Source organism: Luteolibacter sp. LG18 (assembly GCF_036322585.1).
Classification (GTDB): domain Bacteria; phylum Verrucomicrobiota; class Verrucomicrobiia; order Verrucomicrobiales; family Akkermansiaceae; genus Luteolibacter.
In genome coordinates, this window is the sequence record NZ_AP024600.1 from 772,510 (window position 1) to 794,787 (window position 22,278).

The window sequence follows — 22,278 nt, forward strand, 5'->3', positions numbered from 1 at the left end:
GGCCCGCATCTCCTGCCCACGATAGGTTCAGACGAAATGCAGGCGGCAGCCGTCATTGATGCCAATCACGAAACGTTCGCCGTACAGTGGTATGTCGATGGCGTTCGGATCTCGAAAGAGATCGGCTGGAACGAGCTTCTGACCGTAACCGCATTCAAACGCGATCTCGCCCTCTTCGACCTCATTTGCCTCGGCATCCGGACGGTCGATGGCTTGATCGAAATCGACGAGGAAGATCCGTTGTGGGAAGATTGGATCGCAAAGGCCACGGAGATGTTGCCAGGCATGGTCCCATGGAGCGAATGGTTCACCTCCGTCGCATTCCCCGCATTCACGACGAATGAACGGGTGATCTTCACGAGCCCGCAAGACCATGACGGCACCGTGGCACTGGAACGCCCTTCATAGTCACATCCCGACGAGCCGTTCTTGACTCCAAAGCCGCTCCGGAAAACCGAAGCGGCTCTTCCATTGGGTGGCATCCCGTTTCCTGAGCACCCGGCCAAGGATACTTTCATCGCGATTGCCATTGCCAGCCCGCGCGCGGCCGCTATCTGGTAGCCCTTTTATGAAATTCTCGTTCCATCAATTCGCGTTCGCCGCCGTGACGGCCCTGTTCTGCTCCGGTGCCGCGCTCGCCAGCGGCGAAGGCTGGGTCACCGATTTCGAAGCCGCCAAGAAACAGGCCGCCGCCGAGAAGAAGGACCTGCTGATCGACTTCACCGGCTCCGACTGGTGCGGCTGGTGCATCAAGCTCGACAAGGAGGTTTTCTCCGAGGAGGCCTTCAAGACCGGCGTGAAGGACAAGTTCGTGCTCGTCTCGCTCGATTTCCCGCGCAAGCCCGAGAACGTCGAGAAGCTCGGCGAAACGCTCAAGGCCCAGAACAGCGAGCTCCAGAAGAAGTTCGCGATCCGCGGCTTCCCCACCATCATGCTGTGCGACGCCACCGGCAAGCCGTTCGCGAAGACCGGCTATCAGGAAGGCGGCCCGGAGAAATACGTCGCCCACCTCGACGGGCTCCTCGCGAACAAGAAGACCCGCGATGAGGCCCTGGCCGCCGCCGGAAAAGCCCAAGGCCCGGAGAAGGCAAAGCAACTCGTCGCCGCCCTGAAGGCGATGGACCTCGATGACGGTGCGGTCGCCAGCTTCTACGGCGACATCGCGGAGCAAATCAAAGCCGCCGACCCGAACGACGAAAGCGGCTTCGCCAAGGCTGCCGCGGCCAAGGAGAAGAAGGCCGCCTTCGAAAAGGAACTCACCACCCTCCTGCGCGCGAAGGACACCGCCGGCGCGATCGCCCTCATCGACCGCACCATCCAGACCGGCGACCTCGATCCCGAGACCAAGCAGCAGATGACCATGGCGAAGACCTCCGTCTACGCGCAGGCCGGCAAGTTCGACGAAGCCGTGAAGGTCTGCGACGAAGCCATCGCCCTGGCTCCGGACAGCAAGAGCGTCCCGCGCATCCAAGCCTTCAAGGAGCAGCTCGGCATGGCCAAGTCCAAGGCCGCCGACGCGCCGAAGGAGAAGGAATAACCCCCCTTTCATCGATCGATTCCAAGCCATCCCGGTTCCTCCGGGATGGCTTTTTCGTTCTGGCCAGCCTACACTGGCGGAGTGAGAACGCGGCTCTTGCTGCCACTCCTGATCGGAATCATCGCCCGTGCCGATGATTTCTCGGAGGAGCTCAATCGGCTCTCCGGCCCAGGCAGTCACTCGCGGGAGGCGGCCGCCCTCTTCGTGGAAGCGGAGCTCGAAGTACAGCGGAGCAATCCCGACTACTACGCTGCGGCGGCCACCTTCTGGTGGCATATGGCCCTCGCCAAGGAAGCCACCGACAAGCTCGACGCGGGAGGCATTCCGGATGGCAAGGGTGACCCACTCATCCGCCAACGCGCGATTGATCTCGCGATCGAAGGCCACCGGAGGTTCCCTCAGCGCGTCGACATCGCCTTGTTTCTCGCGCTGCTGGAGATCCGCACCGATCGACCGGACAACGCAGTCGCCACCGTCCGGACCCTCCTCGATCAAGCAAAGTCCACCCCGGACAACCTCACCTGGAAAGACAATGCCAGGCTTCCCTCCGCACCGGATACTTTCATCCCTGATCAACTCACCCTCCACACGTTCCTGCTGATCACAACCCGTGCTCCGCGCGCGCCGGACCTCGCCCGGGAGCTCGCCTCCGCCACCATCGCAGTCTATCCCGATCATCCCCGCGCCTACAGTGCCCTCGCCGAGATCGCGAACCTCCAGGGAGATCGAGAGGCGGCCTTCCACTGGCTCAAGCTCGGACACACCAAGGCACCCTCCGACCGCTACCTCCTGGATTGCCTGATCGAAAGCGCCCATCGCATCCGCCGCTTCGGCGACCTGCCGCAGCTCTACCGGGATCTCCTCGCGACCGACATCGACGAGGAAACCCGCAAGAACGCCAACAAGTCCCTCGATCAGGTGAACTCTCGGCTGGCGAAGGGCAAATGAACCTCAGTGGGAAAACGCCGCCGCCGGAACCGGCTGCCGCGCGATGCCCGGCCCGCTCCACTCGAAATCCAGCGCGGGCTTTCCACTACCATGCGTGTAGTAGAGGCGGAAGGCGTGGGGACCGGCCTTGAGCAGGATCCGCCCCTCCGCGTCCACCGCCTTGGAGCCGAAGCCGCCGTCGATCACGGTCGCTTCGTGCACCCGCAGCACCACGCCGGAGTCCGCCTTGCAATGAAAGGTGTATTCGCCATCCGCCGGCACCTGGATGAACCCGGACCACAGCACCCCGGCATCCTCCTGCTTCGTCAGCGCGGCAACCTCCGGCCGCGCGGACACACCGGCCTTCACCGGCACCACGGAATCGAACTTCGGCACCCACGCGAACTTCGCCTCATACGCCCGCCACGCGACGCCCGGCTCCTTGCCGCCCGCCTTGTCCGCGGGCACCAGCTCGCCATCGTAGGGACGCTTCGCCGCAGGCAGCGGACGGCGAAGTTGCAGCACCTTGTCCTTCATCTCCTGCTGGAGCTCCTGGTTCTGCCCGGCGAGGTTCTTCGTCTGCTGCGGGTCCTTGATGACGTCGTAGATCTCGAAGTCGTCGGCCTGCGCCTTCACTGCATAGCGGACCCCCACCAGGTTTCCAAGGCGGATCACCTGCATCTGGCCGCGCTGGCGATCGCGGTGCGAGACATCGAACTCCGGAAACGACGGCGTCCGGCCATTGAAGGCGTATTCCACGTACACCGTGGAGGGCTTCTGCTCGCCCTTCCCGGTCAACGTCGGAACCAGTGAAACACCATCGGCACGTGCCGGAGCAACCACGCCCGCCACCTCGGCGAAGGTCGTCATCCAATCGTGCGCCTGACAGGGCAGCTCGCTCACGCGCTTGCCGGGAACGAAGGCGGGCCAGCGCACGATCGCGCCGGTGCGGATGCCGCCTTCCCAGCAATCGCGCTTGATGCCATCGAAGGGACCAAAGCTGGCGAAGAAATTCGGTTGGAACTGCTGCGGCAGGTAGGACTCGTTGCTCGGACCGTTGTCGGTGGTGAAGATGACCAGCGTGTTGTCGTCGATCTTCAAGTCCTTCAGGAGCTGGCCGAGGTCCGCCACGCACTCGTCGATCCGCCGCACCGAGGTGGCGTAACGCTTGTAGACATCCGGCCACGGGCGCTTCTCCACCGTGTCATCCTTCTTGTCCTTCTTCCCGCCCCATGCCGGACCGGTGTAGGTCGCGTTGGCAAACTCCGGATAGTAATAGGAGTCCACGGTCCCGGTGGCAGAGCTGATCATCGCGCCCGGCTTGCCGGTCCATTGGAGCCCACCCTTCACCCCCTTGCCTGCCGGGTAGGGCCCGGTCGGCAATTCGGTGGTGGCGTGGGGGGTGTCATACGCGAGGTAGAGGAAAAACGGCTTGTCCGGCGCGGAGGCCTTCTGATCCACGATCCACTTCTTCGCCCGGGCGGTGAAAAGGTCGGTGGTGTAGCACTTGTCGAGCTGCGCGGAGATCTCCTGGTTTCCGTCCCACACTTGCTTGCCCCCCTTGTAGGTGCCCTCCTTCGGATAATGCTCGTGGCCGTCGCCGTGGCGCACGTAGCCGAAGAAGTAATCGAAACCGCGCTTCGTCGGATAGGCCGGCCAGGTGCCCGGCGAACCGGCCTTCTGGCCCTTCGCCTCGTCCACCTCGCCACCGCCGCCGAAGGGCGAGCCTTGCAGCCCCCACTTGCCGATCACCGCGGTGGCGTAGCCCGCCTCCTTCAGCACGGACGCGACGGTGTGGTTGTCCTCCAGCGCCTTGTCGAACTGGTTGTCCCGCACGTTCGCATGGCCCTGGTGGACGCCGCTGAGAAACGAGGCGCGGGAAGGTGCGCACACCGGAGCCGGGCAGTAGTGGCCGCGGAGCTGGAGTCCCTCGCCCGCCATCTTGTCGAGCGCCGGGGTCATTTCCGCGGCGGCGTTCTTGGCGGCCCGCTGGTTCTGGAAAAACACGCCGACATCGCCGTAGCCCAAGTCGTCGGTGAGGATGTAAATGATGTTCGGCTTCGGCGCGGGAGCCGCTGCGGACGCGACCGGGCCAAGAACCGCCATCGCGGCGAGGGTCAACAGGACGGGAATCTTCATGAGCTGGAATGAAAGCAGGGGCAGCGGCCTCGCCGTGAGCGCGTGGGACGGCAGCCCGGCCTTCCCCACCCTATGACGAAACCTCCCGGAGTCTTACACCATCCGCGGAGGAAAATGATCATGCAAAATGCCGGAACCTATCTGCAATTTCCGCTCGCCACCGGCCTGATCCACAGGCACCCACGGGCATGGACGATGAACTCAGGATCGCCGCGAAGGCCGCGGGCGTGGGGCAAGTGAAACGCCACATCTTCCTCTGCGCCACCCCGACCAAGCCGAAATGCTGCGACCCGGCCAAGGGCACGGAATCCTGGGAGTTCCTCAAACGCCGCCTCGCCGAGTTCGGTGCCGCCGCCCCCGGCCTCCTCCGCACCAAGGCCGATTGCCTGCGCGTCTGCACCCGCGGCCCCATCGCCGTGGTGTATCCGGAGGAAGTCTGGTACCACTCCTGCACGCCCGCAGTGCTCGAGCGCATCGTCGTCGAGCACCTCGTGGGCGGAGAGATCGTGGAGGATTTCCGGATCGAAGCCGCGGGCTGAATCCCCGCGGCCTCCCCGGTTTCAAACCGCATCCGGCTCGGTGCGGATGCGGTAGCTCTCCACCGCCTTGCCCCAGGACGAGTGGAGCGTGTCGAAGGGGCGGGACCACACCGCGCGGTGCATCGCCAGCACGGACGGACCGTGGTAGAGGATGTTCGCCAGCTCGTCCTTCTTCAGGGCACCCGGCCCTTCCTTGAGCATCTTCTCCGCCAGCTCGGAATGATCCTCGTCGGGATCGGAGGCATCGAGCAGGGAAACGTGGACGCCGTTCACATACGGATCGACGACCGCGGCGATCACGCCCTCGCGACCGGCAGCCCGGGCGGTCAGCGCCGCGTCCACCGCGGCCTGGGCATTGTCCGCCAGCGTCATGATCTCCGGCTGGTTGATCTCCTCCGGGATCGAGAACAGCTTCCGCTTCTTTAGCGCCTGGCCATAGCGGACCCGGCTGGTGAACACCGAAAGCGGGATGGAAAGCAGCATGCCAAGCAGGATCGGGCTCATCCACAGCGCGAACGAGGGTCCGATCCACAGGGCCAGCGCGGTCCAGAGCACACCGGCGATGAACGCCGGGCCGTGCACGGCGACCGCTTCGCCCCAGCCGGTGCCATCGGTCTCGCGGGTCTGGTTGCCCCAGCTCACGGAGGCCCCCATCACCATGCCCAGAATCATGAAGGTGTGGGCGATCATGATCGCCGGTGCCATGAACATCGAGAGCACCAGCTCCATCGCCACGCCGAGAATCAGCGGGATCGCCCCGCCGAAGGAACGGCGCGTCGGACCATGCAGGACACCACCGATCAGGGCCAGGATCTTCGGCAGGAACAGCATCGTGGCGACCAGGCCCATCAGGATCAGCGCCTGGTCGTTCGTCGTCATCTTCAGCGTCAGGTCGCGCAGATGATGTAGCTGGGTGACCACCGGCTTCAGGGACGGCCATTGACCCACCCATGCGGCCAGCTTGTCCAGCCATTCGAAAAGGCGGCTCACCACCGTCAGATCGCTCAGATCGCTCTTGCGGCGCTCCCACGCCACCCAGGTGCCGAAGGCGAGGAACAGGAACCACAGCGGGCTGCCGAGGTAGGCCATGATGCCCATGAAAAGATGGACACGGGAAGGCAGCGGGAATTTCCGGGCGAACACCAGCCACATGTGCTGGAGGTTGCCCTGACACCAGCGGCGGTCGCGCTTGAGGTGGTCCACCAGCGTCGGCGGAGCCTCCTCGTAGGTGCCAACGATGTCCCAGGCGAGCCAGACCTCCCAGCCCTCGCGGACCATCAGCGCGGCTTCCACGAAGTCGTGGCTGAGGATGCGGCCGCCGAAGGGCTCGCGGCCCGGCAGCGCGGGGAGTTCGCAGAACTCCGAGAACGGCTGTACGCGGATGATCGCGTTGTGCCCCCAGTAACTGCCCGAATTGAGCTGCCAGTAGTTCAGACCGCGGATGAACAGCGGCCCGTAGAGGCGCATCGCGAACTGCTGCATCCGGGTGAACACCGAGCCGCCACGGATCAATTTCGGCGGCGTCTGGAGGATACCCAGTCGCGGATAGAGCTCCATCGTGCGGGCCATCTTCACGATGTCGCCGCCGTCCATCAGGCTGTCCGCATCAAGCACCACCATGGCCTCGTAGTGGCCGCCCCAGTTGCGCACGAAGTCGCCGATGTTGCCCGCCTTGCGGTTCTCGTTCTTGCGGCGGCGGCGGTAGTAGATCTTGCCGAAGCCGTCGAGGCGGCGGCACAGGTTCGTCCACGCGACCTCCTCCTCCACCCAGCAATCGAGGTTGGTGGTGTCGCTGAGGATGTAGAAATCGAAGGCGTCGAGCTGACCGGCGGCCTCGATCGAGCGGTAGATCGCCTCGACACGGCCGCAGACCTTCACGATGTCCTCGTTGTAAACCGGCATCACCACCACGTGCTTCTGCGTGAGCGGGCCTGTCTTATCCTTCGCCAGATCGGTGATGCAGATCGCGCGGCGGCGGCCGCGCAGGAAATCCCACGCACCGATGAAGGCGTGCATCGTTCCGAGGGTGAGAAGCCCGTTGAGCAGCAGGAAGAGTCCGAGGATCAGACCGTGGGCACGATGCATGCCGAGCCGGTCATAGAGATCGAACAGCCAGATTCCGGCCGCCAGGTTGATCGTGAACACCAAGCCGAAGAAAATCGTCCGCCGCACTCCGGCCGTGAACAGGCTGGTGTAGGGCTTGATTCCAGTGGGCGGGCCGCTATCGGCGTGAGAAGGGGAGGAATCCATCAACGGGGAAGTTCGATATCAGGGCCGAGCACGAACCAGAGCACCACGGCGACGAGGAGCAGCAGCAGGAAGAAGAAGAACATCTTCCGGATCACCGGGCGGCGGTCCATGGTTTCCCACCACTGCGCGGCACCGGAACCGATCGCGTTCAGCTCCAGCGGGCGGGGGGTCATGGTGAGAGCGGCAAACTGCGGGCCAGCCTTGAGGTAGGATTTCCGCATCGACTCGACGAAAGCCGGGGGCCACGGCTCGGGGGTGAGGAAGACGGACTGCCACTGGCCGGGCATGTCCGTCAGCAGCAGCGCCAGACGGCCGCGCGCGGCGAGGCGGCCCTGCTGGAGCGGCTCGGCGAGCACCTGCTTCGTCCACTCCGCGATCTCCTTGAGCGTTTCATCCATCGCCAGGCTGCGGACGGAAACGCCGGGCTCCTTCGCGTGGCGGGCGGAAGCACGCCACAGGATGCCGCGCACCAGCTCCGCCACCAGCAGGCGATTGCGGATGCGGAGCGCACCGAGGTACGCCTCCACGGCGACGTAGGCTTCTTCCCACTCAATGAGTTCGCCCTCGTTCAGAGGGCGCAGAGCGGCTAGGGAATGATCCGGTTGACCCATGTTTCAGTGAGGAAATCGTCTCCCACTTTCAGCGAGACGCGGATATCGAGCGGGCCCACGTCGGAAAGCTTGGCGCCTTCCTTGAGCGGAGCGATCTGGAAACCGGCGCGCCAGCGGTCGCCGGGAAGCGATTGGACGGCCAAGCCCTGGACCTTCGCGCGCTCCTTGCCGTCGCCCACGAGTTCCACCACCGCGGTCGGAACCACATCCTTGCCGTCCTTGTCCTTGAGGCGTTCCGGAGCGATGCCGCTGAATTCCACGGCGATCGTCCGCTGCTCCGGCTGCCAATCGTGCAGGCCGGTGCGGGTGGCGACCACGTGGCCGCCCGCCTTCGCCGGATCCTCGGAAGTGGTCCAGTGCTGGCGGTAGACGAATTCCATGCGCTGGCCGGGCTGGGCCTTCTGGCCCGGCTCCCACATCGCCACCACGTTGTCCGAAAGCTCGTTGGCGGTCGGGATCTCCATCAGGAACACCTTGCCCGGACCCCAGTCGTTGACCGGCTCGATCCACAGCGACGGGCGCTGGTCGTAAGCGGCCTCGCCGTCCTCATAGGCGGCGAAACGGCGGTCGCGCTGCAACAGGCCGAAGCCGCTGAGCTTCTCGACCGCGAAATAGTTCTTCTCCAGCCGGCCGGTGTCGTTCGAAAGCGGGCGCCAGATGCTCTCGCCGGAACCCTGCTTGATCGCGAGGCCGTCGGAATCGTGGACCTCGGGGCGGAAATCATCGAAGCGGCGGCGGGAATTCTCACCGAACCAGAACATGCTGGACATCGGCGCGACGCCGAAGGTCTTCACCTCCTTGCGAGGGAACAGCACCGCCTTGACCGTCATCACCGTGTCGTCGCCCGGCTGGACCACGAAGGCGTAGGCACCAGCCACCGACGGGCCGTCAAGCAGGGCCAGCACCTGGGCCGCTTGGTCGCCCTGGTCCGGCTTGCGCAGCCAGAACTCACGGAAGCTCGGGAACTCCTCGGCGGAACCCTCCGCTCCGGTGTCGATCGCCACCCCGCGGGCGGAAATGCCGTAGCGCTGGCCCTTGCCAAGCGCGCGCCAGTAGCTCGCTCCTTGGAACACCGCCAGTTCGTCAAATTTCCCCTGCTGGTTGAGCTGGGACAGCAGGCGGACGCCAGCGAAGCCCGCGTTCGGCGGAAACTCGCCCTTCTCCCCCACCAGCGAACCGTAGTCGTAGAACCCCGGCGTGAACCGGACTTCCTGGGAATGGGTGGAGGTGAACTCGCGGACCTGGACCGACTCCCGGAACAGGTAGCCCGGATGGAAAAACATCGCCCGGAACGGCAGATTTCCCTGCAACCACAGGGCTTGGTCCTCGCGGAACCGGATGTCCCGGTACTGGTCGTAGGAAAGCGCCTTCATCCATCCCGGCAGGGCCTCGCGGTCCGGTGCCTGATAGGGCTGCGACGCGAGCTCTTTGGCGCGGGCCTCGATTTTCTGGAAATCGACGTCCTCGCGTAGCCAAGTCTGCGCGCGGGCGAATCCGCTGGCTGCGACGACCCCGAGCGCGAGGGCTATGGGCCGGTAGGGATGGAGTGGCATAGGGAGGCCCTTATCGGACGACGAACGCCACCCTACTGTCAATTCTCTACCGTTATTTCAATAATCCCGCCGGCAGAAGATCCACGCGGCCAGGCCCAACATCACAGCCTCGAACGCCAGCGAGGTGCCGATGATGTAGAAGGCTGAATGGCGGGTGGCTACGCTCTTCGACAGCTGCCCTAGCTCGCCATACCCGGACGTAGTGGCGGAAATCAGATCGTCCTGCGCCCCTTCCCTGGCGGTTTTGACCTTGATGAGCCGGTTCATCAGCCTCGTGGTCTCACCGGTCTTGGGCAGAGCCATCATGACCCCCTCGGTAACACGGTGCCATTTTTCCCACTGGATATCGGTTTGACCAGGCTCCAGGCGAGGAGCCCCGAGGACATCACTGCCTTTTGCCATCATGTAGAGGCCATCGTTGGTGAACTGCATGAAGAACACGAGCGCCCAGAAGAAAAAGCCCGCCAGCAACCCCGGAAGCACTGAGCGGGTCTTTACCGCAACGACCACCACCACCGAATATATATAGCTGAACATCAGGGTCACCAAGGGCACCGCCCAGAAAACCCCCGGATTCCAAATACCTATCCGCCACCGGACCGCGACGAACACAATCACACAAAACGCGAGGACCTGAAGGAGCACGAACAGCAGGCAACCCACGTACTTATAAAAGAACAGGGTTCCCCGGGATACTGGCTTCGACATGGGAATCCCGATCGCCCCCTCGGTCATGAAATCTGGAAAGATCGGGGCACATGAGATCAAGGCCAGAATCACCGCAGCCCACGACAACCAGAAGCCAACCAGCTTCCCGAAGATGTCCAAATACATGGATTGGGCACCGGGACTGCCGGCCCGGATCACCTCGTCCTTCGCCGTGAGCATTCCGAATCCCAGATACCAGCCATCGCTAGTAAAGCCCACGGACAAATAAGCCAGAGCCACTACAATCGAGATCGCCAAGGTCACCCAGAACAAGCGCCGCGCGCGCAGCAGCCGCAGCGAGTCCACCAGCAATGTCATGAACACCTTCATGCTCCGTTTTCCTTTCCTTGGGATTTGACCGCGCTGAGGAACAGATCCTCCAGCGAGAGCCGGGCCTCCTTCACCTCCCGGATCATCAGGTTCGCCGAGCGCAGGGCGTCGATCACCGGCTGGACCGGCGCGGCGTTGTCCGCCTCGATGTCGATGCGGTCGCCCGCCACCTGCCAGCCCGCGGCCAGAAATTGATCCCGCAGCGCGAGCGGCACCGGGCCCTCGGTACGGACCTCATAGTGGCGGCCGCGGTTGGTGAGATCGGACATCCGGCCGCTTTCCACGATCCGGCCCTTCGAGAGGATCGCCACGTGGTCGGCCACCTGTTCGACCTCCGCCAGCAGGTGGCTGTTCACGAAGACCGTCTTGCCCTCCGCCCGCATGCTTTCGATGAGCTTCCGGATCTCGATCCGGCCCTCCGGGTCCACCCCGTCGGTCGGTTCGTCCAGGAACACCAGCTCGGGGTCGTTCACCAGCGCCTGGGCGAGGCCGACGCGCTGTTTCATCCCCTTCGAATAGGTGCCCACCGGCTTGTCCGCCCAGGCGGCCATACCGACCCGCTCCAACAGGGCCGAGGTCCGCGGGCGGCTCACGGAAGCCGGGACCTTGGACAATCCGGCGGTGAACTCCACCACCTGGCGGCCGGTGAGGTAGTCGGGAAACTTGGCGTGCTCCGGCAGGAACCCCACCTTCGCCAGCGTGGCCCGGTGACCGATCGGCTGACCGAGGAGCTGGCCGCGGCACTCGGTCGGCCGCAGGATGGTGAGCAGGGATTTCACCATCGTGCTCTTTCCCGCCCCGTTCGGCCCCAGCAGGCCGAACACGCTGCCCCGCGGCACCTCCAGCGAGATTCCCGCCAGAGCCTCGAAGCCCCCGCGGTACACCTTCCGCAGATATTCAATGGATACCGCCAGACTCATGGCACCGTGTCTAACCGATCACGAATCCCGCGCAATCTGGAATTCCATGACTCGGCCCGCCGTATGGGCTATGGAATCCCTTGTCCGGAGCCCCTTTTGTTTTTCCGGGAACAATTTCCCATCCGCGCCATCTTATGATCATGAACCGCCGCTCGATCCTGGCCTTGCTTTTCATGCTTCCCGCGCTTGCTTCGTGCGAACCCGAAAAGCCCATGGACCACACCCCCGCCCCCACGCCGAAAGTCCCCGCCGGAGACGAAGTCGTCACCCTCGGCGCCGGCTGCTTCTGGTGCGTCGAAGCCGTCTTCAAGCAGATCGATGGCGTCGCGTCCGTCACCTCCGGCTACATGGGCGGCAAGGTGAAAAGCCCGACCTACCAGCAGGTTTGCGAGGAAGACACCGGCCACGCCGAGGTCGTCCAGATCGTCTACGATCCCAAGAAAGTCACCCTTGAGAAGATCCTCGACTGGTTCTGGAAGCTCCACGATCCCACCACCTTGAACCGCCAGGGCAACGACGCGGGCACCCAATACCGCTCGGCGATCTTCTACCACACCGACGCCCAGAAAACCGTGGCGGAGGCCTCGAAGAAGGCGGCCCAAAAGGATTTCACCGACCCGATCGTGACCGAGATCACCAAGGCCACCGACTTCTGGCCGGCGGAAAACTACCATCAGGACTACTACTTCCTGAACAAGAACAAGAACGGCTACTGCCGCGTGGTGATCGAGCCCAAGCTGAAGAAGCTCAAGCTCGAACACTGACACCCCGCCTCAGCGGCGGCGGCGGAAGATCAGCAGGGTGGCGAGGCCACCGAGCAACGCGGCGGACGGCTCCGGCACCGGGGTCGTGGCCGCCGGAGTGGTGCTGAACTGGCCCCACAGCTCGGCCTTGCCCTGGGTGCCCTCGTAAACGCGGAACTCGTCCGCGCTGGAGAGGGTGTTGCCCATGGTGTTCGCGTCCGGGCGGAAGGAGAGGTTCAGGTAGTAGGTGTTGCCCTGGGCATCGGTGAAGGTCAGGGCCGAGGCCGGATTGCCGAGTTTCACGATGTCCGCGCTGGCCGCCGGATCGCTACCGTTCGGGGTGTTGATAAGGTCCATCGAGAACGTCGTGGTGACGTCGGAAAGGCCGCTCGGATTGGAAAAAGCGAGCTGGAGGGTGAGCTCCACGCTGGTGGCACCGGTATTGGTGACGATGGTGCCGTTGCGGTAGTAGAGGTCGGCGATCTTGAAGACCTGCTCCGGCGAGACGTTCGAAACCTCGGCCGGCGAGAACCACAGCGCGCTCGGGTGGGCGTAGGAGGAGGAGCTCGAAGCCTTGCCCCACTGGAAGGCCGCCGATCCGGCCGGGCCGCCGCCGGTCATGCCGGACGGGGCATCCTTGAGATCGAAGCCGCTGGCATAGCCATCGGTCAGGTTGTTGTCGGCGATCAGGAGGCTGTTCTTGCTTTCCGCGGTGGCGTTCGAGAATCCGCCGGTCACCTCGAAGCTCAGGCTTCCAGGGAGGTTTTGGGCGGAGGAGCTACCGATCAGGATGGCGAGGACGGGGACGATTTTGAAGAGACGGGGGAATCTCATGTTTGGGGGCTGGAAACCGCGGCTGGAGGGGGGGAACGCCTTGGCTTCCGGGGGGTAGGGGGAGCAGTGTGGGGGGGAGTGAAGCCGCCTCCGGGGGTGGTGCTGACTTCGAGAGGATCATGACACTTTTTCGGCCACAGCGACATTACGGTTTCGCGTAAGCTGCTGAAAAAGGCCACATTACGGAAAACCGAAATAATTCCGCCGATCTCCCGCCTTGGCGGATGCCCGCCGGTCCCTATGCTGCGGGCGATGTCCAAATACGCGGGAGAAGAAGTGCTGGTGGTGCCCCGGGCACTGATGGAAGAAACCGGAATGTTCCACGGCATCCGCACCGAAGGGGTGGAGGCCGTGATGGAGCGCCTGCTCGATCCGGCGAACCATTTCTTCATGGACCGCGCCGCCGCCGAGGAGGACCCGAGCCACAAGCAGCTCATCCCCTACTGCGTCTTCCGCCACGGCGACCGCATCCTCCACTACACCCGCGGCAAGTCCGGCGGGGAGGCCCGCCTGCACGCGAAGATCTCGGTGGGCGTGGGCGGCCACATCAATCCGGTGGACACCGGCGAAGGCCGCACCGGCCCGGCCGCCTACCACGCCGCCGTGGCCCGCGAACTGGCCGAGGAACTCCACCTCACCGGCGGCTACCGCGAATCCATCATCGCGCTCCTCAACGACGACACCAACCCCGTCGGCCAGGTCCACCTCGGCGTCGTCCACCTCATCGAACTGGACGACGAGGAAGTCGCCTCCCGCGAGGACGCGCTGTGCGAACTCGGCTTTTCCTCCCTGGAGGACCTCCGCGGCCCGCTGTTCGAGCGGCTGGAGACCTGGTCCCAGCACTGCATCGAGCACTTGGCCGGACAGCCGGTGTGATCCTCCAAGGAGTGGCGGATTTCGATCCGCCATGCTCCTGGCGATGGCCATCGCTCGCCGTCACACGGCTCCCTTGATGTTCCGGTATTCGCGAAGCGTAAGGATGTCTTTTTCATCATGGCGGATCGAAATCCGCCACTCCTTGAGCCCCCCTCAGCTCGCGCCCGGCTTCTTCCCTTCCTCACCGGCGATGTTCTTCTGCCACAATGACGACGGCGGGAGATCTTTCGGGCGGCAGACGATGATGCCGGTGTGCTTGGACATGCCGTTGAGGTAGTCGGTGATCGGGCGGTCGATCACGACCATCTTGCCCTTGTCCCGGTCCGAGGTGGCGTGGGAGAAATAGGCGCGGCCGTTCACGCGGACGATCAGGCCGACGTGAGTGGTGTAGCAGCTCTTGTCCGCGCCGGTGATCGCGCAAATGTCGCCATCGGCGAGGTACTTCTCGATGCCGAGCACCTTCGACTTCGGCACGTAGGACACCGGCAGTTTCGACACCCGGGCCTCCACCGCGGCCATGCCGGGCAGCAGGCCGGGATTGTTGCGGAGGTAGCGGTAGTCCTTCCACTGCACCGTCATCTCGTGGATCTCGCGGCTGAGCCCCTCGGCCCCGGGGATGCGCGGAGTGATGTTCTCGGCGATGCCGCGGCGCTGGTTGTCGTAGAAGACCTCCTCGAGCTGGTGCATGCGGCTGAGATACTCGCCGGTGCAGCGGCCGCCGCGGTAGCGTTCCAGCTCCACCATCTGGAGCAGGTCCTCGGGCTTGTACGGGCCGGGCTTGTAGGAAATGAGACGCGCCATCGCGAGGGCGTTCTCGTAGTAGGTCCAGCAATCCATGGCGGTGAGGTTCACCACCGGCGATTCGATGTGGTCATCCACCTCCAGCGTGTAGTGCTGGTAGGGGGTGCCCACGAGCTCGCGGCCGATCCGGACCGTGCGTGCACCGAGCGGCAGCGCCCGCCAGTTCTCGCGCTCGGCCTTCGCCATGATCGCCTGGAATTTCGTCTGGCCCTTGAACACCGTGTCCAGCGGCAGGCGCGGCGCGACGGGCACCGGCAGGACGTCCGCACGGGCGGAAGCGCCAAGGCCAAGCAGCACCGCGGCGGAGAGAGCGACGACTTTCCCGATCATCCGCGCAGCATACGAAGTTCCGCCCAAAAGCAAAGGCGGGATTCCAACAGGTAGATGGCGCGCCGCGGACTAATCCATTCGGCGTAGCGAGGGCTTTCCCCTTTGCAGCGTAAACCCGGTTTCTTATCATTCCCAACTATTGCATTCAACATTCACCCCGTGATCTCCAAGCCCCTTCTCCGCCAACTCCTGCTCGGTTCCCTGGCCCTCGTTCCCGGTTTCGCGGCCGAACCCGGGGCCGACGTGGCGTGGCCGCCGCAGACCCGTGAAGCCCGCCCGTGGACCCGCTGGTGGTGGCTCGGCAGCGCGGTGGACAAGGAGAACCTGACCCGCCAGCTCACGCTCTATCGCGATGCCGGCATCGGCGGCGTGGAGATTTGCCCGCTGTATGGCGCGAAGGGCTACGAGAGCCGCTATCTGCCGTTCCTCTCGCCGGGCTGGATGGAGATGTTCGGCCACACCACGGCGGAAGGAAAACGCCTCGACCTCGGCATCGACCTCACCACCGGCACCGGCTGGCCGTTCGGTGGGCCGTGGGTGAAGACCGAAGATTCCTCCGCAAAGGTCATCCTGAAGCAGGTCGATGCCACCGCCGCGGACAGCCTCAAGGAGGCCGGGAAGAAGGCCACCCTCCAGTGCCTGACCGCCGTTTCCGACAGCGGGGAAACGCTCGACCTCACCGCGAAATGGAAGGACGGGAAGCTCGATTGGACCGCGCCTGCGGGGACGTGGAAACTTTACAGCGTCTGGCAGCAGAGCGGCATCCAGCAGGTGAAGCGCCCGGCGCCCGGCGGCGAGGGCAATGTGGTCGACCCCTACTCGCTCGATTCACTGAACCGCTACCTCGCGAAATTCGACGAGGCCTTCGCCGGCTACCAGGGCGCGATGCCGGGCTACCAGTTCCACGATTCGTTCGAGTACTTCGGCGCGACGTGGACGAAGGACTTTTTCCGCGAGTTCGAGAAACGGCGCGGCTACGACCTGAAAACGAAGCTGCCCGCCTTCTTCGGTGAGGGCGATCCGGACACCGTCGCGCGCGTCAAGGGCGACTACCGCACGACCATCTCCGAGCTGCACCTCGCCTACATCCAGCGCTGGACCGACTGGGCGCACGGCCACGGCAGCCTCACACGCGAGCAGGCCCACGGCGCGCCCGCCAACCTGATCGACCTCTATGCGATCGCCGACATCCCGGAGACGGAAATCTTCGGCACTGCGGACGACAAGCTGGAGCCGATGTTCCAGTTCGCCTCCTCCGCCGCCCACCTCACCGGGCGCAAGTATGCCTCGTCCGAATCCTTCACCTGGCTCGGCGAGCATTTCCAAACCACGCTCGCGGAAGCCAAGCCCGCGGCCGACATGCTGCTTCTATCCGGCATCAACCACCTGTTCTTCCACGGCATCCCCTACTCCCCCGCCGAGGCCCCGTGGCCGGGCTGGCAGTTCTACGCCGCCGTGAACTTCGGCCCGCAGGGCGGCCTGTGGCGCGATCTCCCGAATTTCAACGGCTACCTGACCCGCTGCCAATCGGTGCTGCAAAGCGGCGCGCCCGACAACGACGTGCTGCTCTATTTCCCCGTCGACGACCTCTACCACGACGCCAAGGAACAGCTCATCCCCTTCACCATGCACAACGCGGAAACGGTGATGGCGAAGCACTCGTTCTACAAAACCGCGCACACGCTCACCGCCCGCGGCTACAACTACGACCACGTGTCCGACCAGTTCCTGGCCAAGGCCACCGGCGGCGAGGGCACCGTGAAGATCGGGGACGCGAAGTACCGCGCGATCATCGTGCCGAACTGCCACGTCATCCCGCTGGCGACGATAGAGAAACTCGCCGCGTTGTCCCAGGAAGGCACGCCGGTGCTGTTTCTCGACAAGCTGCCGGACGACGTGCCGGGCCTCAGCGATCTCGACAAACGCCGTGCGGCATTCCGGGCCGTGATCGAAAAGAACCAAGCCCAGCTCACCCTCGGCAGCGACGTGGCGGCGATGTTGGACAAGGCGGGCGTGCACCGGGAGATGGCCGTCGATCAGGGCCTGCGCTACATCCGCCGCACCCACGACCAGGGCTGGCACTACTTCCTCGTGAACCGCGGCACGCAGGCGATCTCCGGGTGGGTGCCACTTTCCGTGCCGGCGAACTCCGCGGTGATCCTCGATCCGCGCCAAGCGGACCGCAGCGGCGTGGCGCGGCTCCAAACGACCAAGCTGGGCACGGAGGTGTTCCTGCAACTGGAGCCGGGCGAATCGTGCATCGTCCGCACCTTCACCACCGAAACCGCCAAAGGGCGGGCGTGGGACTACGATGAACCGGCGGGCGAACCGAAGCTCGTGGACGGCACCTGGAGCGTGCGTTTCATCGACGGCGGCCCGGCCTTGCCCGCACCCTACCAAGGCAAGGATCTGGTTTCCTGGACCAGCCTCGACGACGTGGAGGCAAAACGTTTCGCGGGCACCGCGCTCTACTCCACCGAGGTGACGATCCCGGAGGGAGTCACGAGCGAATGGGTGCTCGATCTCGGCCGGGTGTGCGAGAGCGCGCGGGTGCGCGTGAACGGCAAGGACGCCGGAGTCGCCTGGAGCGCGCCGTTCAAGATCCACCTCGGCCACCTCCTCCACGCCGGAAGCAACACGCTGGAGATCGAGGTGACCAACGTCGCCGCCAACCGCATCGCCGACCTCGACCGGCAGAAGGTGGATTGGAAGTATTTCCACGAGATCAATTTCGTGGGCAAGGACTACAAGCCCTTCGACGCCTCCAAGTGGCCCGCGCGCGATTCCGGACTGTTCGGCCCGGTGCGGTTGTTGCCGGTCAAGTAGCACAAGCATTCCTGCTTGTGAGTGGGAAGACTCGCGAAGTTGTGCATAGCTCCAGTCCGCCTTTGAGAGACAAACTGGACACCCGGGACATTCGCGGCTCTCCCCAGCACGCCGGGCCAAGCCCAGCGCTACTATCGCTCACGCCAGAATCCCCTCCACCACCTTGCCGAAGACATCGGTGAGGCGGAAGTCGCGGCCGGAGTAGCGGTAGGTCAGGCGCTCGTGGTCGAAGCCTAACAAATGCAGGATGGTCGCGTGCAGGTCATGCACGTGCACCGGGTTCTCCACGGCCTTGAAGCCGAACTCGTCGGTCGCGCCGTGGACGTGACCGCCCTTCACGCCGCCACCGGCGAGCCACATGGTGAAACCGTAGTGGTTATGGTCGCGGCCCTTCATCACGCCCTTGTTCGATCCGGCCTGCGGCAGCTCCACGGTGGGCGTGCGACCGAACTCACCGCCCCAGATCACCAGCGTGTCATCGAGCATGCCGCGCATCTTGAGATCGGAAAGGAACGCGCCGATCGCCTGGTCGCACTCGCCCGCGAGCTTGCGATGGTCCTCGATGTTGTCGTGGCTATCCCACGGCTGGCCGTTGCCGTGCCAGAGCTGGATGAAACGCACGCCGCGCTCCAGCAAACGCCGCGCCATCAGGCACTGGCGGGCAAAATTGCCCGGGCCATACATCTCACGGACATGCGACGGCTCCTTCGAAACATCGAAGGCATCGGTGGCCTCGCTCTGCATGCGGTAGGCGAGTTCGAAACTGCGGATGCGGGCTTCGAGCTGCGGATCGTGCGCGCGCTCGGCGAGGTGGCGTTCGTTCAGCTCCCGCAGCAACTCGATCTGCCCGGCCTGGCGCGGATCGCGGGCCGAGGGATTGCGGAGGTTCTCGATCATCCGCTCCAGCTCCTGGATCGAGGTGTCGAGGTAGGTGCCCTGGAATCGTCCGGGCAGGAAGGCCGAACGCCAGTTCTCGGTGCGCTTCACCGGCATGCCGCCGGGGCACATCGAAATGTAGGCGGGCAGGTCCTCGTTGCCACTACCCAGGCCGCAGCTCACCCACGAGCCCATTGAAGGCCGGGCAAGCCGGCCATCGCCACAGTTCATCAGCATCAGCGACGGCTCGTGGTTCGGCACGTCCGCCGTCATCGAGCGGATCACGCACAGATCGTCGGCATGCTTCGCGGTGTGCTTGAACAGCTCGCTGACCTCCAGCCCGCACTCGCCGTAGCGGTCGAACGAGAACGGCGAACGCAGCGCCGCACCGGTGGGCCGTTCGGTCTTCAGGCCATCCAGCGAGATCGCCTTGCCGTGCTGCTGGTCGAGCAGGACTTTACGGTCAAAGGTGTCCACCTGCGACGGCCCGCCGTTCATGAACAGGTGCACCACCCGCTTCGCCCGCGGCGCGAAATGGGGGCCCACTACATCTCCCGCGGTCAGCGGCATCGCCGACGCCCGGCCACCCAGCAGGCTGCCGAGCGCGAGCCCGCCGAAACCCATCCCACAGCGGCGGAGGAAATCGCGCCGGTCGAGAATGAGGTCCTTGGCGGTGAGGGAATGGCTCATGGCGGTCAGTCGATGAAATTGAATTCGTTCGAGGCCCACAGTATTTGGATCACGTCCGCCCACGGATCGACGGCAGCGGAGGCATGCGAGGGCGCACCCGGTTTCGGAAAATCGCTGGTGAAATTCCCGACCACTGCGGGCTTCGCCTGTGGCGTCTCGCGGCCCATCACCTTCACCGTCCACGCGATGCCGCCGCAGGCATCGCCATCCGGCGCGCGCAAGACGAGATCAAGAGTATCCCCGGCCTTCACCGTCACCCATTCGCCAGCGGGATCGATGGTGCTCTCGGGCGCGAACTTTCCTTCCACAAGCGTGCGGGTGCCCTGGGCATCGATCCGCCACGCGAGCGTGTTCCCCTCCTTCTGGGTGCGCTTGAGATGGGCGGTCATCTTCACCTCGCCGGAGCCGGTCGCGCGCCAGCGCAGGATCATCGCGTGCCGGGCCGCGACGTGGCCGCCGTTCGCCCCGACATTGAGCCAGCGGATCGGCGCGGTGGCCGGATCAGGGCCGGTCTTCCACACCTCGTCCGCGAACAACGGGAACTCCCGTACTTCCAGCGGCAAGGTCGGGCTGTCATCGGCATGGCGCACCTCCCAAATGCCGCCGAGCTTCGGCTCGTAGTCCGCCGGATCGACCTTGGCGAGCCATTGCAGGATGGCGCGCGACTCGGCCTCGCGCGGCTCGCGCTGGAACAGGCGGCGGTAGAGCCAAGCCACCCGCGCGGCATTGTCCGGCTGGCGCTTGAAATCCGCATCCCCCGCAAGAGCTTCGGACCGACGCAGCAACAGCGGGTTGTTCAGGAAATACAGCGCCTGTTGCGGCACGGTGGTCTGGCCACGCGCCGCGCTGAGGTGGTCGGGATGCGGCAGATCGAACGACACGAACACGCCCGGCAGCGCGTAGCGGTCGATGAACGAGTAGACGCTGCGGCGTTCGTCGGCGGATGGCTCCTCAATCTTCACCGATCGCCCGCCCACGCTCTTCGTCTCCAGACTCCCGGCGGATGCCAGCAGGTGATCGCGCATCACCTCGAAATCCAGACGACGGCGGTTCCATTTCCAAAAGCGCGTGTTCGCCTCATCGATCGCGTTGTTTTCCGCCGGTCCTTCCGCCGCGAGCCGGAATGCCTGCGAGGTCGCCAGCAGGCGATTGAGTTCCTTCACCGAGCCGCCGTGCTCCGTGAACCACACGGCGAGGTAATCGAGCAACGGCTGGAGCGGAGGTGCGGCCTGCTGCGTGCCGAAGTCCGCGGGATCGGCGAGCGGCGCGCCGAAATTCCACGCCCACACGCGGTTCACCATCACGCGGGCGGTGAGCGGGTTTTTCGGATCGGCGATCTTCTCCGCCAGCGAGAGCCGCGCGCTGCGGTCCTTCGAAAACACCTCGCCGCCGAGGAAGCTGAACCAGTGGCGGTCGAACTTCTCCCCTCTCATCGCCGGGTTGCCACGCTTGAACACCACCGCCTCGCTCCACTTCGGCTTGTCCTGGAGCGTCATCGCGCGCGGCGGCGAGCCGGGGTGCTCGGCCTGGAGCTTGCTCGTGGCGCTGGCGCGCTTGCGCCGGGCGTTGTCGTCCTCCGTGTCCATGATCGAGGTCACCCGGTCCACGCCATAGGCCATCGGGCACGATGGATCCTTCGAACATTCCGCAAAGGCGCCACCCGCCATCCATTCCTCCGCCAATTTTGCGCAGGCCGCCTTCTTGCCCGCGTCATCCGCCGCGGCCATCTCGCGGTCCCATTCGGCGAGGCGCGGCACCGCCTTGTCGCCCGAAGTGTTTTTCCGCAACCAATCCCGCCACTGAAGCACGGCCTTCGCCCGGTAACGCCCGCGCTTGAACGCCTCCGAGGCCGCCATGCCGTGCTCCCAACCCTGCGCCTTCGCGCGCCAACCGAGATCGAGATACACGGCGAGCGATTCCTTGCTCCGCAAGTGATCGACCAATGCCTGGCGGGCATCGAGGTCCTCCTTCTCCAGCTTGGCGGCTTCCACTTGATAAACCTTCAGCGCGGCCTCGTCGGCGGGCGCGCCCACCACCGGCTTCTGCTCCGGCTCGGTGACGTTGTCGAAGATCGAGTAGAGCGAATAATAGTCCTGCGTGGTGATCGGATCGAACTTGTGATCGTGGCAGCGCGCGCACGACACCGTGCTGGCCATGAAGCCGCGGGTCACCACGTCCACGCGGTCATCGATCGTCTCCTCGTGCCCGGATCGCGGTCCCACGGTGATGAAGCCGAGCGCGGCGAGGTCGGGATGATCCGGACGGTCCACCATCAGGTCCGCAGCGATCTGGAGTTCCACGAACCGGGCGTAGGGCAGGTCGCGGTTGAAGGCCCCGATCAGCCAATCCCGGTAGGTGTAAGCGAAGGGGTAACGGTTGTCGGCGTCGAAATTGTAGCCGCTGGTATCGGCGTAGCGGGCGACGTCCATCCAATGGCGGGCCCAGCGTTCGCCGTAGGCCGGGCTGGCGAGCAGCTCATCGACCAGCGCCTTCCGGGTGGCCTCGTCCGGATGCGCGTCGATCCGGGCCAGTTGCTCCGCGGAGGGCGGCAGGCCAATGAGGGTGTAAGCGGCCCGCTCCAGCCACTGGCGCGGGGAAGTCTCCGCCGCGGCCTTCATTCCCATCTTCGCCCGCGCATCCTCTAGGAAAGCATCGACCGGGTTCCTTCCCTCCGCTCCAGCGGGAGCCGCAGCCACCGGAGGCACATACGCCCAGTGCGGTTCATCCGCCGCGAGGACGGAGGAAACCGACAGGCAAACGCTGACCAAGGGCCGCCACATGAAACGCA

Annotated in this window: 17 protein-coding genes; 7 read left to right on the plus strand and 10 right to left on the minus strand. The window is 64.8% G+C overall.

Annotation, left to right across the window (positions count from 1 at the left end; translation table 11 throughout):
- Window positions 1-36: 36 nt before the first annotated feature.
- The 3 genes from llg_RS03170 to llg_RS03180 all read left to right on the plus strand — a co-directional run bounded on the left by llg_RS03170 (window position 37) and on the right by llg_RS03180 (window position 2,485).
- Window positions 37-408 (plus strand): hypothetical protein, encoded by a 372-nt coding sequence (locus llg_RS03170; protein ID WP_338288111.1) that lies wholly within the window; start codon window positions 37-39, stop codon window positions 406-408.
- A 160-nt stretch (window positions 409-568) separates the two neighbouring features.
- Window positions 569-1,537: a thioredoxin family protein gene (locus tag llg_RS03175; protein WP_338288112.1), complete on the plus strand. Its 969-nt coding sequence runs from the start codon at window positions 569-571 to the stop codon at window positions 1,535-1,537.
- 81 nt (window positions 1,538-1,618) lie between these two features.
- The gene (locus llg_RS03180) at window positions 1,619-2,485 is read left to right on the plus strand and encodes a hypothetical protein (RefSeq protein ID WP_338288113.1); all 867 of its coding nucleotides are present in this window, start codon (window positions 1,619-1,621) and stop codon (window positions 2,483-2,485) included.
- Between the two features lie 3 nt (window positions 2,486-2,488).
- Here the strand turns inward: llg_RS03180 and llg_RS03185 are convergent, their stop codons facing one another.
- Complete coding sequence (locus llg_RS03185) at window positions 2,489-4,603, minus strand: sulfatase-like hydrolase/transferase (RefSeq protein WP_338288114.1); 2,115 nt, start codon at window positions 4,601-4,603, stop codon at window positions 2,489-2,491.
- 188 nt (window positions 4,604-4,791) lie between these two features.
- Between llg_RS03185 and llg_RS03190 the strand changes: the two genes are divergently transcribed.
- Window positions 4,792-5,142, plus strand: coding sequence for a hypothetical protein (locus tag llg_RS03190; RefSeq protein ID WP_338288115.1), 351 nt, complete (start codon window positions 4,792-4,794; stop codon window positions 5,140-5,142).
- 21 nt (window positions 5,143-5,163) lie between these two features.
- Here the strand turns inward: llg_RS03190 and mdoH are convergent, their stop codons facing one another.
- The 5 genes from mdoH to llg_RS03215 are packed head-to-tail and all read right to left on the minus strand — an operon-like array spanning window position 5,164 to window position 11,514.
- Window positions 5,164-7,392: a glucans biosynthesis glucosyltransferase MdoH gene (gene mdoH / locus llg_RS03195; RefSeq protein ID WP_338288116.1), complete on the minus strand. Its 2,229-nt coding sequence runs from the start codon at window positions 7,390-7,392 to the stop codon at window positions 5,164-5,166.
- On the minus strand, window positions 7,392-8,003 hold the full coding sequence (locus llg_RS03200; RefSeq protein WP_338288117.1) for a hypothetical protein: 612 nt from the start codon (window positions 8,001-8,003) through the stop codon (window positions 7,392-7,394). The genes mdoH and llg_RS03200 overlap by 1 nt, the downstream gene beginning before the upstream one ends.
- Window positions 7,979-9,556: a glucan biosynthesis protein gene (locus tag llg_RS03205; protein WP_338288118.1), complete on the minus strand. Its 1,578-nt coding sequence runs from the start codon at window positions 9,554-9,556 to the stop codon at window positions 7,979-7,981. Before llg_RS03205 ends, llg_RS03200 begins: the two co-directional genes overlap by 25 nt.
- 57 nt (window positions 9,557-9,613) lie before the next feature.
- Window positions 9,614-10,594, minus strand: a complete 981-nt coding sequence (locus tag llg_RS03210; protein WP_338288119.1) for a hypothetical protein — start codon at window positions 10,592-10,594, stop codon at window positions 9,614-9,616.
- Window positions 10,591-11,514 carry an ABC transporter ATP-binding protein gene (locus llg_RS03215; protein WP_338288120.1) on the minus strand — a complete coding sequence of 308 codons (924 nt, stop codon included), beginning with the start codon at window positions 11,512-11,514 and terminating at the stop codon, window positions 10,591-10,593. The genes llg_RS03210 and llg_RS03215 overlap by 4 nt, the downstream gene beginning before the upstream one ends.
- Window positions 11,515-11,726: 212 nt before the next feature.
- Between llg_RS03215 and msrA the strand changes: the two genes are divergently transcribed.
- Entirely contained in the window at window positions 11,727-12,278 is a 552-nt protein-coding gene (gene msrA, locus llg_RS03220; protein ID WP_338288121.1) for a peptide-methionine (S)-S-oxide reductase MsrA, read from the plus strand.
- A 9-nt stretch (window positions 12,279-12,287) separates the two neighbouring features.
- On the opposite strand, the gene llg_RS03225 is transcribed toward msrA, so the two are convergent.
- A complete protein-coding gene (locus llg_RS03225) occupies window positions 12,288-13,091 on the minus strand; it encodes a choice-of-anchor K domain-containing protein (protein WP_338288122.1) in 804 nt (267 codons plus the stop codon).
- Between the two features lie 252 nt (window positions 13,092-13,343).
- On the opposite strand from llg_RS03225, the gene llg_RS03230 reads away from it, so the two are divergent.
- Entirely contained in the window at window positions 13,344-13,967 is a 624-nt protein-coding gene (locus llg_RS03230) for a hypothetical protein (protein ID WP_338288123.1), read from the plus strand.
- Between the two features lie 153 nt (window positions 13,968-14,120).
- Here the strand turns inward: llg_RS03230 and llg_RS03235 are convergent, their stop codons facing one another.
- Window positions 14,121-15,098 (minus strand): N-acetylmuramoyl-L-alanine amidase-like domain-containing protein, encoded by a 978-nt coding sequence (locus llg_RS03235; RefSeq protein ID WP_338288124.1) that lies wholly within the window; start codon window positions 15,096-15,098, stop codon window positions 14,121-14,123.
- 159 nt (window positions 15,099-15,257) lie between these two features.
- Here llg_RS03235 and llg_RS03240 point away from each other — a divergent pair, with 159 nt between their 5' ends.
- Window positions 15,258-17,924 (plus strand): glycosyl hydrolase, encoded by a 2,667-nt coding sequence (locus llg_RS03240; protein ID WP_338288125.1) that lies wholly within the window; start codon window positions 15,258-15,260, stop codon window positions 17,922-17,924.
- A gap of 138 nt (window positions 17,925-18,062) precedes the next feature.
- Here the strand turns inward: llg_RS03240 and llg_RS03245 are convergent, their stop codons facing one another.
- Both llg_RS03245 and llg_RS03250 read right to left on the minus strand, forming a co-directional pair.
- Window positions 18,063-19,490 (minus strand): DUF1501 domain-containing protein, encoded by a 1,428-nt coding sequence (locus tag llg_RS03245; RefSeq protein WP_338288126.1) that lies wholly within the window; start codon window positions 19,488-19,490, stop codon window positions 18,063-18,065.
- A 5-nt stretch (window positions 19,491-19,495) separates the two neighbouring features.
- Window positions 19,496-22,270: a DUF1549 and DUF1553 domain-containing protein gene (locus tag llg_RS03250; RefSeq protein ID WP_338288127.1), complete on the minus strand. Its 2,775-nt coding sequence runs from the start codon at window positions 22,268-22,270 to the stop codon at window positions 19,496-19,498.
- Window positions 22,271-22,278: the final 8 nt, after the last annotated feature.

What these genes read in the sequence shown, in the direction of transcription:
- llg_RS03170 (WP_338288111.1), top strand. Translation starts at nt 37, where the DNA reads ATGCAGGCGGCAGCCGTCATTGATGCCAATCACGAAACGTTCGCCGTA.
- llg_RS03175 (WP_338288112.1), top strand. Translation starts at nt 569, where the DNA reads ATGAAATTCTCGTTCCATCAATTCGCGTTCGCCGCCGTGACGGCCCTG.
- llg_RS03185 (WP_338288114.1), bottom strand. Translation starts at nt 4,603, where the DNA reads ATGAAGATTCCCGTCCTGTTGACCCTCGCCGCGATGGCGGTTCTTGGC.
- llg_RS03190 (WP_338288115.1), top strand. Translation starts at nt 4,792, where the DNA reads ATGGACGATGAACTCAGGATCGCCGCGAAGGCCGCGGGCGTGGGGCAA.
- mdoH (WP_338288116.1), bottom strand. Translation starts at nt 7,392, where the DNA reads ATGGATTCCTCCCCTTCTCACGCCGATAGCGGCCCGCCCACTGGAATC.
- llg_RS03200 (WP_338288117.1), bottom strand. Translation starts at nt 8,003, where the DNA reads ATGGGTCAACCGGATCATTCCCTAGCCGCTCTGCGCCCTCTGAACGAG.
- llg_RS03205 (WP_338288118.1), bottom strand. Translation starts at nt 9,556, where the DNA reads ATGCCACTCCATCCCTACCGGCCCATAGCCCTCGCGCTCGGGGTCGTC.
- llg_RS03210 (WP_338288119.1), bottom strand. Translation starts at nt 10,594, where the DNA reads ATGAAGGTGTTCATGACATTGCTGGTGGACTCGCTGCGGCTGCTGCGC.
- llg_RS03215 (WP_338288120.1), bottom strand. Translation starts at nt 11,514, where the DNA reads ATGAGTCTGGCGGTATCCATTGAATATCTGCGGAAGGTGTACCGCGGG.
- msrA (WP_338288121.1), top strand. Translation starts at nt 11,727, where the DNA reads ATGGACCACACCCCCGCCCCCACGCCGAAAGTCCCCGCCGGAGACGAA.
- llg_RS03225 (WP_338288122.1), bottom strand. Translation starts at nt 13,091, where the DNA reads ATGAGATTCCCCCGTCTCTTCAAAATCGTCCCCGTCCTCGCCATCCTG.
- llg_RS03230 (WP_338288123.1), top strand. Translation starts at nt 13,344, where the DNA reads ATGTCCAAATACGCGGGAGAAGAAGTGCTGGTGGTGCCCCGGGCACTG.
- llg_RS03235 (WP_338288124.1), bottom strand. Translation starts at nt 15,098, where the DNA reads ATGATCGGGAAAGTCGTCGCTCTCTCCGCCGCGGTGCTGCTTGGCCTT.
- llg_RS03245 (WP_338288126.1), bottom strand. Translation starts at nt 19,490, where the DNA reads ATGAGCCATTCCCTCACCGCCAAGGACCTCATTCTCGACCGGCGCGAT.
- llg_RS03250 (WP_338288127.1), bottom strand. Translation starts at nt 22,270, where the DNA reads ATGTGGCGGCCCTTGGTCAGCGTTTGCCTGTCGGTTTCCTCCGTCCTC.